At 52.0% G+C, this 16,190-nt stretch carries 13 protein-coding genes; 3 read left to right on the forward strand and 10 right to left on the reverse strand.

Annotated features, from left to right (window positions below; translation table 11 throughout):
• Positions 1 to 47: 47 nt before the first annotated feature.
• From GRF59_RS12165 to cysT, 3 genes are read right to left on the reverse strand one after another with little or no spacing between them, the layout of a single operon-like run.
• Positions 48 to 1,112, reverse strand: coding sequence for a sulfate/molybdate ABC transporter ATP-binding protein (locus GRF59_RS12165; protein WP_160497801.1), 1,065 nt, complete (start codon positions 1,110 to 1,112; stop codon positions 48 to 50).
• A gap of 1 nt (position 1,113) precedes the next feature.
• Positions 1,114 to 1,911, reverse strand: coding sequence for a sulfate ABC transporter permease subunit (locus tag GRF59_RS12170; protein ID WP_160497802.1), 798 nt, complete (start codon positions 1,909 to 1,911; stop codon positions 1,114 to 1,116).
• Positions 1,908 to 2,723 carry a sulfate ABC transporter permease subunit CysT gene (gene cysT, locus GRF59_RS12175; RefSeq protein WP_160497803.1) on the reverse strand — a complete coding sequence of 272 codons (816 nt, stop codon included), beginning with the start codon at positions 2,721 to 2,723 and terminating at the stop codon, positions 1,908 to 1,910. Before cysT ends, GRF59_RS12170 begins: the two co-directional genes overlap by 4 nt.
• 313 nt (positions 2,724 to 3,036) lie before the next feature.
• On the opposite strand from cysT, the gene GRF59_RS12180 reads away from it, so the two are divergent.
• The gene (locus tag GRF59_RS12180) at positions 3,037 to 3,438 is read left to right on the forward strand and encodes a secondary thiamine-phosphate synthase enzyme YjbQ (protein WP_160497804.1); all 402 of its coding nucleotides are present in this window, start codon (positions 3,037 to 3,039) and stop codon (positions 3,436 to 3,438) included.
• 249 nt (positions 3,439 to 3,687) lie between these two features.
• On the opposite strand, the gene GRF59_RS12185 is transcribed toward GRF59_RS12180, so the two are convergent.
• The 3 genes from GRF59_RS12185 to GRF59_RS12195 all read right to left on the reverse strand — a co-directional run bounded on the left by GRF59_RS12185 (position 3,688) and on the right by GRF59_RS12195 (position 6,369).
• Positions 3,688 to 4,272, reverse strand: coding sequence for a TetR/AcrR family transcriptional regulator (locus GRF59_RS12185; protein ID WP_160497805.1), 585 nt, complete (start codon positions 4,270 to 4,272; stop codon positions 3,688 to 3,690).
• A 5-nt stretch (positions 4,273 to 4,277) separates the two neighbouring features.
• Positions 4,278 to 4,910, reverse strand: a complete 633-nt coding sequence (locus GRF59_RS12190) for a YigZ family protein (protein ID WP_160497806.1) — start codon at positions 4,908 to 4,910, stop codon at positions 4,278 to 4,280.
• 103 nt (positions 4,911 to 5,013) lie between these two features.
• Positions 5,014 to 6,369 (reverse strand): glucose-6-phosphate isomerase, encoded by a 1,356-nt coding sequence (locus GRF59_RS12195; protein WP_160497807.1) that lies wholly within the window; start codon positions 6,367 to 6,369, stop codon positions 5,014 to 5,016.
• Between the two features lie 349 nt (positions 6,370 to 6,718).
• Between GRF59_RS12195 and GRF59_RS12200 the strand changes: the two genes are divergently transcribed.
• Entirely contained in the window at positions 6,719 to 7,618 is a 900-nt protein-coding gene (locus tag GRF59_RS12200; RefSeq protein WP_160497808.1) for an NAD(P)-dependent oxidoreductase, read from the forward strand.
• A gap of 165 nt (positions 7,619 to 7,783) precedes the next feature.
• Here GRF59_RS12200 and ppnP read toward each other — a convergent pair whose 3' ends face one another.
• Both ppnP and tkt read right to left on the reverse strand, forming a co-directional pair.
• A complete protein-coding gene (gene ppnP, locus GRF59_RS12205; protein ID WP_127606979.1) occupies positions 7,784 to 8,101 on the reverse strand; it encodes a pyrimidine/purine nucleoside phosphorylase in 318 nt (105 codons plus the stop codon).
• A gap of 54 nt (positions 8,102 to 8,155) precedes the next feature.
• A complete protein-coding gene (gene tkt, locus GRF59_RS12210) occupies positions 8,156 to 10,198 on the reverse strand; it encodes a transketolase (protein WP_160497809.1) in 2,043 nt (680 codons plus the stop codon).
• 377 nt (positions 10,199 to 10,575) lie between these two features.
• Between tkt and GRF59_RS12215 the strand changes: the two genes are divergently transcribed.
• Positions 10,576 to 11,058 carry a hypothetical protein gene (locus GRF59_RS12215; RefSeq protein WP_202128549.1) on the forward strand — a complete coding sequence of 161 codons (483 nt, stop codon included), beginning with the start codon at positions 10,576 to 10,578 and terminating at the stop codon, positions 11,056 to 11,058.
• Between the two features lie 238 nt (positions 11,059 to 11,296).
• Here the strand turns inward: GRF59_RS12215 and GRF59_RS12220 are convergent, their stop codons facing one another.
• Together GRF59_RS12220 and GRF59_RS12225 are read right to left on the reverse strand one after the other, a co-directional pair.
• On the reverse strand, positions 11,297 to 14,212 hold the full coding sequence (locus tag GRF59_RS12220; RefSeq protein ID WP_160497810.1) for a VWA domain-containing protein: 2,916 nt from the start codon (positions 14,210 to 14,212) through the stop codon (positions 11,297 to 11,299).
• Positions 14,196 to 16,163, reverse strand: a complete 1,968-nt coding sequence (locus tag GRF59_RS12225) for a VWA domain-containing protein (protein ID WP_160497811.1) — start codon at positions 16,161 to 16,163, stop codon at positions 14,196 to 14,198. The genes GRF59_RS12220 and GRF59_RS12225 overlap by 17 nt, the downstream gene beginning before the upstream one ends.
• Between the last annotated feature and the right edge of the window lie 27 nt (positions 16,164 to 16,190).

Genomic DNA, 16,190 nt, shown 5'->3' on the forward strand with positions numbered 1-16,190 from the left:
ACCTTTCTCACGGACCGCTCCGTGTACGGATTGTTCTTCCGATTCATTTAAATAATCACTGGCATCGGATCGACCTTCAGCCGATTCTCCTCCATCCAGCTCCGCTCATGATTGAACAGGTATGCCCGGTGCACCAGCACCCTTACCTTCTGACCCGGCGTCAACGCAGGCTTCTCCAGTGAACGGTAAGTCATCAACTTATGGCTGCCGACTTCCACTTCCACCATCCACTCGCTTCCACGAAAATGCAGACGGTGCACGATTCCTTCCTCCGTCACCGACAGCATTTTGAATTCATGGGCATCTCCCACTTCAATATACTCCGGACGGATTAACGCACGCGTCTTTGTCTCGGTTCCCGCTTCCTCAAAGCCCTTCAATTCGGAGACGTCATCGATCATCGTCGATTCTCCGATAAACGAAGCGACAAACGGCGTCGTCGGCTCCTTATAGATATCCCAAGGCGTTCCCTTCTGCTCCAGACGCCCCTGGTTCATAATCATAATCTCATCGGCGACCTCAATGGCCTCATCCTGATCATGGGTCACGAAAATCGAGGTAATACCCACGCGCTCAATCAACTCACGCAGCCAAGAGCGCAGCTCCTGCCTGATCTTAGCGTCAATGGCGGCGAATGGCTCATCCAGCAGCAAGAGCTGAGGTTCAGGGGCGAGCGCCCGGGCAAAAGCAACCCGCTGGCGCTGCCCGCCGGACAACTGATGGGGATATCGTTTCTCAAAACCCGAGAGACCGGTCAGCTCCACCAGCTCCATAACACGTTCTTTCAGCGCCGGCTTCGAGACCTTTTTCACCTTCAGGCCAAAAGCAATATTATCGAATACCGTCATATGCTTGAACAACGCATAGTTCTGAAAAACAAAACCGATTCCCCGCTCCTGAGGCAGCAAATGGTTGACCAGTTCGCCATGGAAACGGATTTCTCCGGCATTCGGCTGCTCAAGACCCGCAAGCATCCGCAGGACGGAGGTTTTCCCACCGCCGCTCGGCCCCAGAAGCCCGATCAGATGGCCTTTTGCAATATCAAAGCTGACATCCTTGACGGCGTGAAAATCGCCAAAATGCTTGTTTAAACCGCGAACCTCAATATGCATATCAGTGCACTCCCCTTCTTTTTTTCGCCCATTCCATCATCAGCATAAGTCCTATGGAGAACGCCGCGAGTACCAGGGCTGCCCCATTCGCCGAAGTTACGTTAAAATTCTCGACATCCTGGTAAATTAACGTCGTCGCGGTTTGGGTACGGTTAATGATATTGCCGGAGACCACCAAGACCGCGCCAAACTCGCCAAGCGCGCGGGCAATGGTTAAGACCACACCATAGATGACCGCCCAGCGGATCGAAGGCCAGGTGACCTTCCAGAATGTCGTCCAACTGTACGCTCCGAGCGTGGAGGCTGCTTCTTCCTGCTGAGTGCCTATCTCCTGCAGCACAGGCATCACTTCACGGACCATCAGCGGAAAGGTCACGAACAGCGTCGCAATCACCATCCCAGGGAACGCATAGACGATTTTAAATCCGATATGCTCGAAAAATGTTCCGGCGGCACTTCCCGGACCAAGCAACAGCACAATCATGAGACCGCCAATGACAGGTGATACGGCATATGGCAGATCAACAATGCTATTTAAGAGTCGCCGAAGCCCCCGGCTCATCCATGTGCCCCGCACCAGATAGACCGCCGTCATCATCCCTAGCAGCGTATTCAGAAGGGTGACGGTCACGACGACTAAAGCCGTCATCATAAAAGCATGCAGAGCCTCCGGCCGGGATAACGCCGCCCCCAGCTCGCCGAGCCCTCCGCTGAACGCAGCCAACGTCATTTTACAGAGCGGGATAATCAGAAGTACGGTAAATACAGCATAGGTTAGTGCGATCCAGAGCTTGTTCATTGGTTTTTCCCCCGTGTTTGTACCCAGTTCACGACCCATAGAATGCCAAAGGAGAGCGTTAACAGAATCACGGACACCGCCGCTGCTCCCGCCGTATTATCACTTTCAACCTCGCCATATATATACACCGAAGCGACCAGCGTCCGGCCCGGAATATTCCCGGCAACCAGCACTACCGCTCCAAACTCGGCCAGCGCCCTAGAGAAGGCGAGCATCCCTCCGCTTAGAATACCTGGCAGCATCGAAGGAAGAACCACTTGGAAGAAGACCTTAGGACCAGACGCACCCAGCGTTCTTGCCGCTTCTTCCTCGGACGGATCAATCTCCTCCAGCAGCGGCTGTACCGCGCGAATGACAAACGGAAAAGTCACGAACACCATCGCGATAATAATCGCTGGGGAATGGAATACAATTTCAAACCCGAAGGCACTTGCAACTTTACCGACCCAGCTCACGGGTCCGAGCAGCAGCAGGATCATCAGTCCGCCTACAGCTGTCGGCAATGCGAAGGGCAAATCTACCAGACTATTTAGCAGCGACCTTCCCGGAAAACGACATCGTACCAGTACCCACCCGATCATCGTGCCGATCAGCATATTCACAATCGCCGCGGTAAGCGCCAATCGGACGGTCAACAGTACCGCCTTCCAAGCGATGGGATCCGTCACGCTGTCCACAAACAAGCGCCAGCCTTCCGAGAAGGAATGATAGTAGACGCCTAGCAACGGAAGAATGACAAGCAGCACAAAATATAGCAGAAGGGTGCTCCGAAACCCCCATGTCCAGCCCTTATGACGCAGCAGTGTATTCATACGGCTTCTCCCCGCCTTCCTGAACTCCGATCATACATCATTTCAACATTGCTAAAATAGGCATTTAATCTTACAATCAAATTAATTCCTATTTGTATACTTGGTTTTTCACTTAAGTGATACTTTACCAAAAACTGTATTCAATCGTCAATATATAAGTTAAAATGAATCACTCTGTTCTTTGCGGAAAATTCCGTATAAATGGGGTATACATATATTAGCGTTTTTATTTAGAAAATAACTCCACCAGATGTAATTTCAGAAACAGGATGAATGTTATCAAAAAGCGAAAAGCAAAGAGAGGAGATTGAGCATGCTGCACACACTGGATTTGGCCACAACCGGCCGGGATGAAATGAGGGATGTTACCCGTGACATCATATCACTCGTACATAAAAGCGGTGTCAGGGAAGGAACTGTACTTATTTACTGCCCGCATACGACAGCGGGGATCGCAATTAACGAAAACGCTGATCCGGACGTCAAAAGGGATGTATTGATGCGTTTGGATGAGGTCTATCCTTGGAAGCACCCCAAATACCGGCATGCCGAGGGCAACACCGCTTCCCACTTGAAGTCAATCACCTGCGGTCCGTCTCAAACGGTCATCATCAGCGAAGGCGAGCTCCTGCTTGGGCGCTGGCAGGGCATTTATTTTTGCGAGTTCGACGGTCCCCGCCGCAGACAATTTCATGTGAAGATCATGCAGGGCTAATCTTATGCAACGGAGAGGCTTCAACAAAACAAAACAGGCGTCGGGGTTCAGGCAAGTTTGCCTAACCCCTTCACCTTCCAAACAGCAGCACGCTTTTACGCAATACCAATTCAACGCTATAAAGTGCATGTCTAGCGTGAGACCAGCATCTATCCTCTACCCCCACGTTGTACAATATGTTTTTCGTTGCATTATCCTCGCGAAATCGGGAATAGACAGCTTGAAGTTTGCTTTTCGATATCCACATGGCTACCGTAAGCCTTCACAACATATTTTCACATGCTTTAGTGCTGCAGGTTTGACCTCCTCAAAAGTAACCCGATCCTGTATGTAGTAAGAGATAAATCCGTGCATAGACAAAAATAGCGTGAGCGGAAGATTCCGGCAGAATTCCTGACCGTGCGTTTCTTCGTTCATATAACGGCGCACGATGGAAGCAAACAAATCCAAACAGCGCCCCTGTTCCGTCCGGCAGTAGGACAACAGCTCCTCGTCCCGGATCATGAACATAATTTCATACTGGTACGGATGATCCAGTCCGAAGCGGATAAATTCAATCATCAACTGCTCTACTTTACTTAAATCCTGAACAGGAGATGCCTTGATGACCTTATTCAGCTGGACCGCAAGATTATTGAAATCCTCTACGACTATGGCGTAAAACAGCTCCGCCTTTTCCTTAAAATGATAATACAAGGAACCATGACTATAACCTAAATGCTGACCGATACTGCGCATGGAGATGGCCCTGTAGCCTTTTGTGACGAACAAATGCCTGGCTGCTTCCAGAATCCTCTCCCTGGATAACTCCTGTTCCACTGCTCTTCTTGCCATAGACTTTATTCCCCTTCAATAAAATAAAGCTGCTCACCCTCCGTAATCAGGGACTGCCCCTGAGTCAGATCCACCATCCACGACATGAACTCCTGTACCTCCGCATCGAGCGGCAGGCATTCCAGCATTACCTTGTCAGTAAAGCTCGTTTCCCCCATGCGTACCTCACGGCTGCGTAGCTCATTTTCAACCTTGCCTAACCATGTATATTCTAATTCTACAAAAATTTGACGGTGAAGTACACGTGTAATCGCTTCACCCGACTCAATTGCTGCTACGGCCCCATCCGCATAGGCGCGAATCAGACCACCGGCACCCAGCATAATCCCGCCAAAATAACGGGTGACCACGATCGCCACATTCTTCAGACCCTGATTCCGGATCACCTCAAGAATCGGCTTTCCCGCCGTTCCGCTAGGTTCACCATCATCCGACTGTTTCTGGATCTCGTCACGTTCGCCAATCATATAGGCAAAGCAATTATGCGTGGCATTCCAGTGCTTTTTCCGGATGTCCTCAATAAAAGCGTTTGCATCGTCCTCGCTTTCGACCGGCTTGATATGTCCGATAAAACGCGATTTTTTAATCACGATTTCTTTTTCTCCACTTTTTCGAACCGTACGGTAACGTTCTATCATTCCTATAACCCTTTCCCTGATTGGAAAGAAAGCAGTCCCCCGTGTGATCATCCAACCGGTGAACTGCTTCCTTCTGTCTTATGTTAATACGTAAGATGTTTAGTTATTCAGAAAGTCTGGCTTCCAAATCCGCTTTTTCCTTCTCGTAGCCTGGCTTGCCCAGCAATGCGAACATATTTTTCTTGTACGCTTCAACGCCCGGCTGATCGAATGGATTCACGCCCGACAGATAACCGCTGATGCCGCAAGCTTTTTCAAAGAAATAAACCAGGTATCCGAATGAATATGGTGTCATATCCGGCACCGTGACAATCAGGTTTGGAACCTGTCCGTCGGTGTGGGCCAGCATCGTTCCTTGGAACGCTTTTTTATTCACGAAATCCATCGTCTTGCCAGCCAAGAAATTTAGGCCGTCCAGATCATCCGGATCGCTTTCGATGGTGATTTCATGAGAAGCCTTGTCGACTTGAATGATAGTCTCGAAAATGTTCCGGCTGCCTTCCTGGATAAATTGCCCCATGGAGTGCAAGTCCGTGGAGAAATCAACGGAAGCCGGATAAATGCCTTTGTAATCCTTGCCTTCGCTTTCGCCGAAAAGCTGCTTCCACCATTCAGACACATAGTGCAGAGATGGCTCATAGTTAACGAGGATTTCAATGGCTTTGCCTTTGCGGTACAGCGCATTACGAACGGCAGCATACTGATATGCCTGGTTTTCGGCAACGTTCGGGTTGCTGAATTCCTTAGCGGCGTCTGCCGCACCCTTCATCATGTCGTCAATGCTGATTCCTGCTGTAGCGATTGGCAGAAGACCTACTGCTGTCAATACGGAATAACGCCCGCCTACATCATCCGGAATGATAAAGGACTCATAACCTTCTTCGGTCGCGAGCTTTTTGAGGGCTCCTTTTTCCTTGTCCGTTGTGGCGTAGATGCGTTTTTTCGCTTCTTCCTTACCGTACTTCTTCTCCAGTGCTGCGCGGAAAATACGGAATGCGATCGCTGGCTCTGTCGTTGTACCCGATTTGGATATGACGTTCACGGAGAAATCCTTGCCTTCCACCAGATCAAGCAAATGTGTTACGTAAGTTGAGCTGATGTTGTTGCCGGCGAAGTAAATTTCAGGCGTTTTACGCTTGTCCTTCGGCAGGTAGTTATAGAAGGAATGCGACAGGGCTTCGATGGCTGCACGAGCGCCAAGGTAAGAACCGCCGATTCCGATGACGATTAGAACATCCGAGTCGCTTTGGATTTTGGCTGCTGCCTTTTGAATCCGCGCAAACTCTTCTTTATCATATGCGCTAGGCAGATCGATCCATCCGAGATAGTCGGAACCTGCACCGGTTTGGTTATGCAGCTGCTCATGAGCAAGCTTGATCGGTTCTGCGAAATAATCCACTTCATGCTGGTTGATGAATTCAAGGGCTTTACTGTAATCAAATTTCAATGGGTTAGACATCTGTCTGTACCTCCTGGTTTCATCTCTACTCTACACTCCGAAAAAATAGCTTTAGAATAGGATACTGTAATTTCATGCGACTAGCAAGCACGGAAAAGGCGTTTCTTGGAAGCGACTCTTCGTATTGTGCGGGCTGGCCTCATGGTAGGAAAAACGTCTGTCGCTGTACTTTCACAGAAGACATAACGCTTTTAGCAGAAGTTTTTCTTCCAATAGCAGAATGCATTTCCCAAAAGGTTATACTTTCTGATATCTTAAAATAGACGAAGCTTCTAATTTTCGGGATTCACACAAACCCATATTTAAGGGTGCAGTGCGTATCCTCACAACTCATAGAAAAGGTGATCACATGAAAAAAATATCTTTTATCGGACTTGGAACCATGGGAGCGCCAATGGCTTCCAAACTGCTAGAAAAGGGCTACGAAGTCACCGTATACAACCGCACAGCATCCAAATGCGAACCCCTGGTTGCCGAAGGTGCAGCATCAGCCGCAACTCCGCGTGAAGCTGCCGCCGGCCGCGACGTTATCATCACGATGATCAGCAATGACGACTCCATCCGCGAAGTGTACTACGGAGCAGACGGCATCTTGAATTCGCTCGAAAAAGGGATGACGGTCATTGATTCCAGCACCATTTCTCCGGGACTTGTCAAAGAACTCGCTGCATCCATTCAGGAGAAGGGCGCCGATTTCCTTGACGCGCCGGTAACCGGCAGTAAACCTGCGGCTATAGACGGAACACTTGTGTTTATGGTCGGTGGTGATGCCTCTGTTGTCGAAAGCTCGGCCGAGATTTTTGACACCATGGGTAAAAAGGTTATCCATATGGGCCCCAACGGCAGCGGTTCGGTAGCCAAGCTGGCGCATAACACGATGGTCGGCATCAATAACGTGGCTCTGGCCGAAGGCTTTGCGATTGCCACCAAGTCCGGTATTCCTGCAGACAGCTTCCTTGAGCTGGTTCAGCTCGGTTCCGCAGGCAGTAAGGCTGCCGATCTCAAAGGACGCAAAATTATTGAAGCAGACTTCAGCAACCAGTTTTCACTGGCTCTGATGCTGAAGGACCTCAAGCTTGCTTCCTCCATGACCGATGGCGCCGGGATTCCAAGTCCGCTGCTCGATCTGACCAAAAACCTGTTCCAGGCCGGCCAAACCCAAGGGCTCGGAGATGAAGATCTCTCTGCCGTCGTTAAATGCTATGAAGGCTGGATCGGTCAAACGATCGGCGGCAAGCCGCTCAAATAAGTGTAACGTATAGACGCCTAAACTATGCATGCCTTCGCGCATGAATGATAAGAAGGGTAAGATTGCCGAGCAGGCAATCTTACCCTTTTTCATGTATCCATTTTTCAGGGGAATCCAGCAAAGCAAGCCGGGAGCCGAAGCTCAAGGCGTCTTTGCGGATGATCATCATTCCGCCGGATAGGAGCAGCAGTAATCCGTTACGCTGAACACTTCCAGAGCAAATTTGGAACGGGCAGGCACATGGAATGTGGCTGATCCGTTTATTTCTTGCCAGGTATCTTCTCCAGGCAAAAGAACTTTAAGTTGACCAGAGAGAATTTCCATGATTTCCGGACCATCTGTACCGAATTCATAAGTGCCGGGGAGCATAATGCCAAGCGTGACCTTGCTTCCATCTTCCTGGATGACGGTCCGGCTGGTAACCTGACCGTCATAATAAATATTTGCTGCTTTGACAATGGTTGCATTCTTCAATTGCGACATGAATACTCACTGCTCCTCATCTTCTGGAACTTGATCTATGCAGGGGTTAACGTCCTAGAGCAGCGCTTTGACGCGGCTAACGACGTTTTCCACCGTAAATCCGTATTCTTTAATGACGGTGTCGCCAGGGGCGGAAGCACCGAAAGTCGTGATGCCAAGAATGTCGCCTTGATCGCCGACATAACGTTCCCAACCGAAGGTTTGTGCCATTTCAATGGCAAGACGGGCTTTCACGTCTGGCAGGATGACGGAATCCTTGTAAGCTTTGTCTTGTTTCTCGAACAAATCCCAGCTCGGCATGCTGATAACGCGAACTTCAACGCCTTCTTTGGCGAGTTCTTCCTGAGCTTTGACAGCCAGTTGAACCTCGGAGCCTGTAGCGATAATTTGGGCAACCGGTTTGCCGTTCTTCGCATCGGATACCACATATGCACCGCGTTTAATGCCTTCTCTAGCGCCGTCAACCGTTCCGGCCAGGATTGGCAGGTTTTGACGTGTAAGAACCAGGGCTACCGGGTTCGCTTTGTTCTCTACAGCATAAGCCCATGCTGCGGAGGTTTCATTGCCGTCTGCCGGACGAATCACGGTCAGGCCTGGAATGATGCGCAGGGAAGCGAGCTGTTCAATCGGTTCATGGGTTGGACCGTCTTCGCCAACGGCGATACTGTCATGTGTCAGTACATAAGTCACAGGCAGTTTCATGATGGAAGCCAGGCGTACGGCCGGACGCAGGTAGTCGGTGAATACGAAGAATGTACCGCCGAATACTTTCACGCCGCCATGAAGCATCATGCCGTTCATCGCTGCTGCCATGCCAAACTCACGTACGCCGAAGTAAATGTTGCGGCCTTCGCGGCTTTGCGGTGTAAAGTTGGACAATCCTTTCAAATGAGTCATTGTAGAGCTTTCAAGGTCGGCAGAACCGCCCATCAACTGCGGCACATTGTGAATAAGACCGTTCAGAGCGTTACCGGAAGCCACGCGCGTGGATACCGCTTTGTCTTCGGTGCTGTATTTCGGAAGATCAGCATCCCAGCCTTCAGCAAGATCGCCGGCAACGGCTTTATCGAATTGAGCTGCAAGCTCAGGGTAAGCTTTCTTGTAAGCTGCGTATTGTTCGTCCCATTCTTTGTTCACTTGGACGCCATGCTCTTTCACTTTCGCGAAATGCGCACGCACTTCATCCGGAACGTAGAAATCTTCTTCGTATACCCAGTTGTAGTTTTCTTTGGTCAGTTTGGCTTCGTCTGAACCCAGCGGAGAGCCGTGCGTACCGCCATGGCCGCCTTTGCCTTGTTTGTTTGGGCTGCCGTAGCCAATGATGGTTTTAACTTCGATCAGGGTTGGTTTTTCGGTTTCTGCTTGCGCTTCAGCGATCGCTTTTTCGATGGCAGGAAGATCGTTTCCGTCTTCTACGCGCAGCACTTGCCAGCCATAAGCTTCAAAGCGCTTTTGAACATTTTCAGAGAATGAGAGGTTCAACTCGCCATCCAGGGAAATGTCATTGGAATCATATAGTGTAATCAATTTGCCAAGCTTCAGGTGGCCTGCAAGGGAAGCTGCTTCAGAAGAGATGCCTTCCATCAGGTCGCCGTCGCCGCAAATCGCGTATGTGTAGTGATCAACGACTTGGAATTGATCTTTGTTATATGTTGCACCCAGCTGAGTTTCAGCCATAGCCATACCCACAGCCATCGCAATCCCTTGACCCAGAGGTCCGGTCGTTGCGTCGACGCCAGCGGTATGTCCGAATTCAGGGTGACCTGGAGTCAAGCTTCCCCACTGACGGAACTGTTTCAGCTCTTCCATTGGCAGATCATAACCGCTCAGGTGCAGCAAGCTGTACAACAGCATGGAGCCATGTCCTGCGGACAATACGAAACGGTCACGGTTGATCCATGTCGGATTTTCCGGATTGTGGTTCATCGTTTTGGCGAACAATTGATAACCCATTGGGGCTGAACCCATTGGCATGCCGGGATGTCCGGAATTCGCCTTTTCGATGGCATCAATAGCCAAAGTACGGATGGTGGTGATCGAAAGATTGTCGATGGTCGAATTTTCTTTCTTGTCGATCGCTTGATTCTTGTCAGTCATGTTTATCCTCCTAAAGTATTCTGGGAAATTTAAATGCGGCAGCGATGCTGCTTCATAATCCTGGTGAAATCAACTACAATGAAACCAAAAGAAAGCACGAAAAGCCTTCTCCTGCTTGCGGATTATGAAGAAGCTCCGCTTGAATGTTTCATTTTGACTTATTGTAACACTTGGCTCTCTTCTTTTCCATATCCTTTATCACCATTCCCTCCCGGGAAGGTCATTATGCGGCAAGATTTGGCAGGATTCAAATTGACAGAAAAACGTAATCTGCCGCTATTTAAAGCGGTCCCATTCTGGAAGTATTTTCAGGCGCACTCTACATAATTTGTCACAATTTTTTTGTGGCGCACCAAATACGCATCGGAGGTGTCCTCTTGGGTATTCGTCTCAAACATCTCGCCTCATCACCCGCCTTTTGGCTCCAGGGGCTTCTCTGCGGACTGGTCGGCGGTATCATGCTCGGCCTCTTTCTGTTGCTAGTTGAGCGGAGCACCGGATATCTGGTCTACCGGCTGCTGCTGAATGTTGACTTTGTGAGCTTCCTGCCTTCAGTCATGCCTGAATGGATCGAATTTGCCTTGCATCTGATCGTGTCGCTCGTGATCGGACTGCTATATGCCGGTTGGATCATGATCAGCCGTAGGCCACGCCCGTTCAGAAGCGCAATTGTTTTGGGAATCTTGTCCGCGCTGCTGTTTTTTCCGCTGGCATTCTTATCAGACCGTGTGCCTTCGCCCGGAGATATGCCGGCTTTTGCCTGGTGGCTCGCCGGACACCTCCTGTATGGCCTCGCGCTGTTCGGAGTAGACCGGCTGCTGAATCCGTTCCTTAGAATAGCCAAGTCCCCCTCGTCATAGTCCTTATCCATTAACCGCAATGCACGCAAAACATGCAGCTTATTTGAAAATAACCGCTAATTGTCGAAAGTTAAGGTAATCGATAGTATCCAATAAAAATGGCTTGGCGCAAATCCTGCCTAGAAATAAATTCGCAATATCGAAAAGAGCCCCGTGATGGCAAACCATCGCGGGGTCTCTTGGAGTTTGATTATGGCATACATGCACTTGCGAAGCTGCGGATGGATTGCTATCCGCCTTAGCGCGAGTTGCGCTTGCGGGCGGCCAGCAGGCGGTCCATCGAAGCGGACCGCTGCTCTTCCTGCGGCGGCTTGGCTACAGCCGCCGCTTTCTTGCCCGGCTCCGCCTTAGGCGGCCGGGCTGCCTGCGCCCCGCGCGACGCCTCGGCGCGCGGCGGCGGGCTTGAAGCCGGACGCTTCGCTCCGGCTTCTTCCTTGGTACCGGCGCGTGCCTGCGGCTGCGCCGGTGCTGGCGGCGGCGCAGCGGAGCCGCCGCCGTAGAAGGCCGCCGCGCGTTCCTTGCGCGCGGCGAGCCTGCCGAGGCCGGCGTCCGGGGCCTGTGCCCCGCCGGCCGGCTGCGGCCGCCTGCGGAGCAGGGCGGCCAGGCGTGCGCCGATCAGGCCCCATGGAAGGGCCAGCCGGCGCACCGCAATATCTGCGACCCAGAGGATCAGGGCCGCAACCAGCAGCGCATAGCTGAGGTCATGCAGCTCGCGGCTTGGACGCGGAGCCGCAGCGAACAGCTGCTCCGGCTTATCCCATGACAGAACACGTCCGCCGGTCATGGCGGCGAGACGTTCCAGCTCCTGCTTCGCATCGCCCGTTTCAATCCGGTATTCCGGTGAATAAGGCACGATCAACCCGCTCGGCATGGCTACGCTTTTACCCGTGGTATCCTGCAGTGACATCAGGAACGACCCGGGTTGATCCACCGTGATCTCGCCGCTGTAGCTGCCGGGAGAATCCTGCACCAAGTCCACCGTGCTTGGCTGTAGTTGATCCCCTGTCACCACCGCCTGCAGCTGCTCAGGTCCACTTCCGTCAGCCGCGCTCACCTCAAATCGGACCTTGTTGCCTTCCACCTGCGTTTTCACTTCATAAGGCGAAGCGGTAAATTGCGGAAAGGTCCATTTCACCATTTGCGTCAGCACGTTCGAAAAGGCGGGCCAGGATACCCAATCCTTGGACCATTTGCCCATCATATCGCTCGTCCAAGCTACCGTGCGGCCCGAACCGTATTGCCATCGGGCCAGCAGCGGGTCCGGCTCAGGACTCGAGAGCACCGTTTGGGCAGCCGGCTTGGCCATGGCCGCGACGTAGCCATAGATTCGCGGCACGCCATTTTCGAATAATTTCCCCCAGTCGCCAGCGTCCTGCAGAGCAGGAACAAACGGCTTGTCCACGATATAGGATTTCGATATCATGGCAGCTTCACGGCTGAAGATGGCAGGAATGGTCGACTCGTCCTCCGCCATGTAAAAGCGGCCCTTGGCCCCTTCAGCAAGGTTTTGCAGCAAATTCACGTCCGAATCCGTGCCTACGGCTACTGTTGACATGGTAATCTTCTCGTTCACCATCTGTTCAAGCAGCATTCCGTATGCGTCATTCCCTCCCGATTGGCCGTCCGTCATCAGAATAATATGTTTGCGCTGCGCCTGGACTTTCAGCATCTCTTCCACGGCTGAGGCTGCCGCAGGAAAAATATCCGTTCCGCCATCGCTTTGAATCGATTGAATTTGGCCGATAACCTCTTCCTTTTTATTATCGAGCTTCATCGGCGGCACAACCCACCAATTGCTCGAATCGAAAGCCAGGACACCTACGGTATCCTTTGGCCTCAGCATCTCTACCGTACGGATGGCGGCTTCCTTCGCCATCTCCATCTTGTCTCCGGACATGCTGCCGGAACGGTCGATGACAAGGATCAGTCCAAGCGAAGGAATCTGGCGTTTGCCCTCCAGTTCCATGGAGACCGGCAAGGCTCGTTCGATCGGCGTCTTGAAATACCCGCCCATGCCATAGCTCTCCTCGCCTCCCACCATCATAAAGCCAATGCCATAGCTTTTCACGGCCTGCTCAATCATTTCCATTCGGCGTTCGCCGACCTGATCGCCGGAGACATTATTGAAAATGATAGAATCATAAGCAGCATACTTAGCCATTTCATTGGGCAGCAGCGCGGGACTTGGCATCACTTCATACTGAACCAGGCCTGACGATAATGCGGAGGTGATATTCGCGGAAGTTCCCTTTTTGCCTTCTACGATTAGCACTTTCGGTGGACCGTCAACACGCGTGAATGCATATCCGGCATTGTTAGCAGACTGCTGATCGCCCTCCATGAATACTTCTGCCCGGTAACGGTGCAGGCCGGTCGTTTTAGCCAGTGCTTTGACCGCATACCGGTTTTCGCCTGCTGCAATATCCACCGCCTGCCTGCCGATTTCGCGGCTGTCCTCGTAAAGGCGGAGTTCCCCCTGCCCTTTATATGTACTCTGCACGAGCACCTCGATCGAAAATGCCTCCGCCTGATAGAGCTGTTGAGGCACGCTTACTTCTTCTACAGACACATCCTGCTGCTGCCGTGACGGCGACGCCAGCACGTCGACCGGGATGCCCTGATCCTTCAGCATTCTCCCCGCCGCCAGCATACTGCCCACGTTTTCCTTGCCGTCGCTAATCAGCACAATTCTAGAATCCGAGCGGCCGTCTAACAGGTTTCCAGCCAACATCAGTCCGGATTCCAGGTTGGAAAAGTCCGGGTTCTGCGATGCATTCATACGCAGGCTCTGCGGCAATCGGTCCAACAATTTCTGTTCATAGGCAGCCTGCAGCGAAGAGGATACGATCCCGACGGAGTCCTTTTCCTTTTTGGTGCCTGCCGATGCTTGCATCCAGGCCTCCGCTTGTCCCTCCTCCGGCATACTTGAGGATCGATCCAACACATAGACGACTTTTTTCTGCTGGAGAACGATATACGATTGCAGACCGGAAATGGCAAGTATCAGCATCAGCAGTACGGCGGAGCGGAGCATAACCGCTCCCTTTTTCCGTGCGCCGGATAACCGAAAATCTGACCGGTATGCGTAATACATCAGCACTGCCAGTGGGATGATCAGAAGCAGCAGCCAAGGGTGGTTAAATTGAACGCCCACGCTGGTACACCCCCCATTCCACCAAAATAATAAGCAGTACTAACCCGGCGAGCAGCGTTGTCAGGGGTACCTTGCTCTGTTCCCCGCGACTTTTATCTGAAGGGGCTTGGGATGCCTTGCTGGCCGTTGTTTCTGCACCGCCTGCATGTTCACTGATCGCAGCCAGACCTTCGTTCTTGTTGTCCCGCTGCGCTTCATACGGATCAGCCGCCGATTCGGCAAGATATTCGAGCTTCTCGCCCGCATTGTTGGTCTGCTCAAAAGCATAAAGACCCGGAATAGGCGGAATCTGCTGCAATGCGCTGAGCCCTTTTTCCCCCGTATCCGCTTCCTGACTTTCTACTTTCATGTCCTTGGCCATACCGTCTTTTGCCACCCATCGGGCTGAAACGGTATCAGCGGCAATCGGAACTTCAATTCGGGATCCCGCCGTAAATCTGCCCAGGCTCTTGCCGCCGCTCTCCGTCAGCCAGGATACAGCTTCATGAACCACAATCGGAAATTCCGACGACAACGGAAAATCCGTTTCCTGTAAATTGAACAAAAAGGACAACCGCGGCTCACCGTTTTCGGACCCTGCAATGATCGCCGGGTGGTTTTCGATGCTGGCTATCGCCACAGCCCAATCCGGAAGCTTTTGGTCCAGTACGCTGCCGATATAAACGCCGCTATAGCTTGCATAGCGGTTTACCGGATGGCTGACAAGTTTTGGCTGGGCGCCGTTTACGGCAACCTTGCTTCCCCCGCCTCCCAGTGTCCAGACCGGAGTACGCTCAAGAAGCTTTTTCCACTTCCCTTGGGACGTAAAGGACGGAGCCTTCCCATCTATAACGACCAGATCCGGCTTCTTTTCCGGCATGGCTGTCTCTCCCGGCTGATCAGAAAGCGTATCTTCACCCGCTTCAGGCACGGTCATTTTAACCACCTCCGCACCCGTCAGCTGAAGTCCCTTTTCCAGGAACAGATTGCCTGGGGTCAGCAGCAGAATCCTTGGAGTGTCGGCGGACTGCGAGAATGCGTACGCCTCATTATCAGCAGCATAATCGTCTTGGCCATCCACTTCTGCTTTGTATACCTCAGCTCCCGTCAAAGCCCGAAACGTTAACGTCGCCGATGTTCCCGGCTTGATCTCGGCAGATGCTGTCTTCAGCAGCTTGCCGTCCCCGTATACGTTAACCTCCGCAGACTTTGGGGCTTCGCTGTTATTTTTCACGACTGCCACGGCCGTCGTTCCTCCCGCCTCTTCCTTCACGCCGAATTGCTGCAAGGTAAGGTTAAAGCCGACCGGGGACTCCAGGGTCACGACTCTCACAGGGACTTGAAACGGAATGGAAGAAGGATTGCCTCTCCACTGTCCATCGGTAAAAACGACAACCTCCGCATCCGTTTCATCCCGGGTCAAAGCCGAGGCCAGCGACAGCGTTTCATCATAAGAAGCCTTGCCAAAATAGGGCTGCAGGGAATCAACGGCGTCAACAGCGCGGCTGTGGTCCTTTTCCCTGGAAATAACGACGCTCGGTTCTGCACTCATGCTCAGCAGGGTGATTTCACTGTTTTTTGCATCCCGTTTTATATAGTCTTTCATCTCCCGCTTCAGCTGCTCCAAACGCTTCTCAGAGGACTGCCCGGTCCCCGCGGTAGTTACCGCACTCATGCTTCCGGACGTATCCGCGACAAGCACGACATGCTCCTTCCCGCCGCCCGAAGTCCATATGAAGGGCTTCATTAGAGCAAAGATAAGCAGAGCGGCGGCAAGCAGCTGAAGCCAAAGAAGGAGCCTGTTTTGCAGCTTCTGCCACGGACGGTTCGCCTCCAGATTCTTCAATACTCGCTGCCATAGCAGATGGCTCGGCACTCTGGTGTCGAGAAATTTGCGTTTAAGCAAATACATCGCCAAAATCGCTGGTATGCTAAGTCCGAACCAAAGCCCGAGCCATGAACCGATTCCCACTCGAAAGCCTCCTTTCCCTTAGGTAAT

The sequence above is a fragment of the Paenibacillus dendrobii genome, from assembly GCF_009807035.1.
Taxonomy (GTDB): domain Bacteria; phylum Bacillota; class Bacilli; order Paenibacillales; family Paenibacillaceae; genus Paenibacillus_AQ; species Paenibacillus_AQ dendrobii.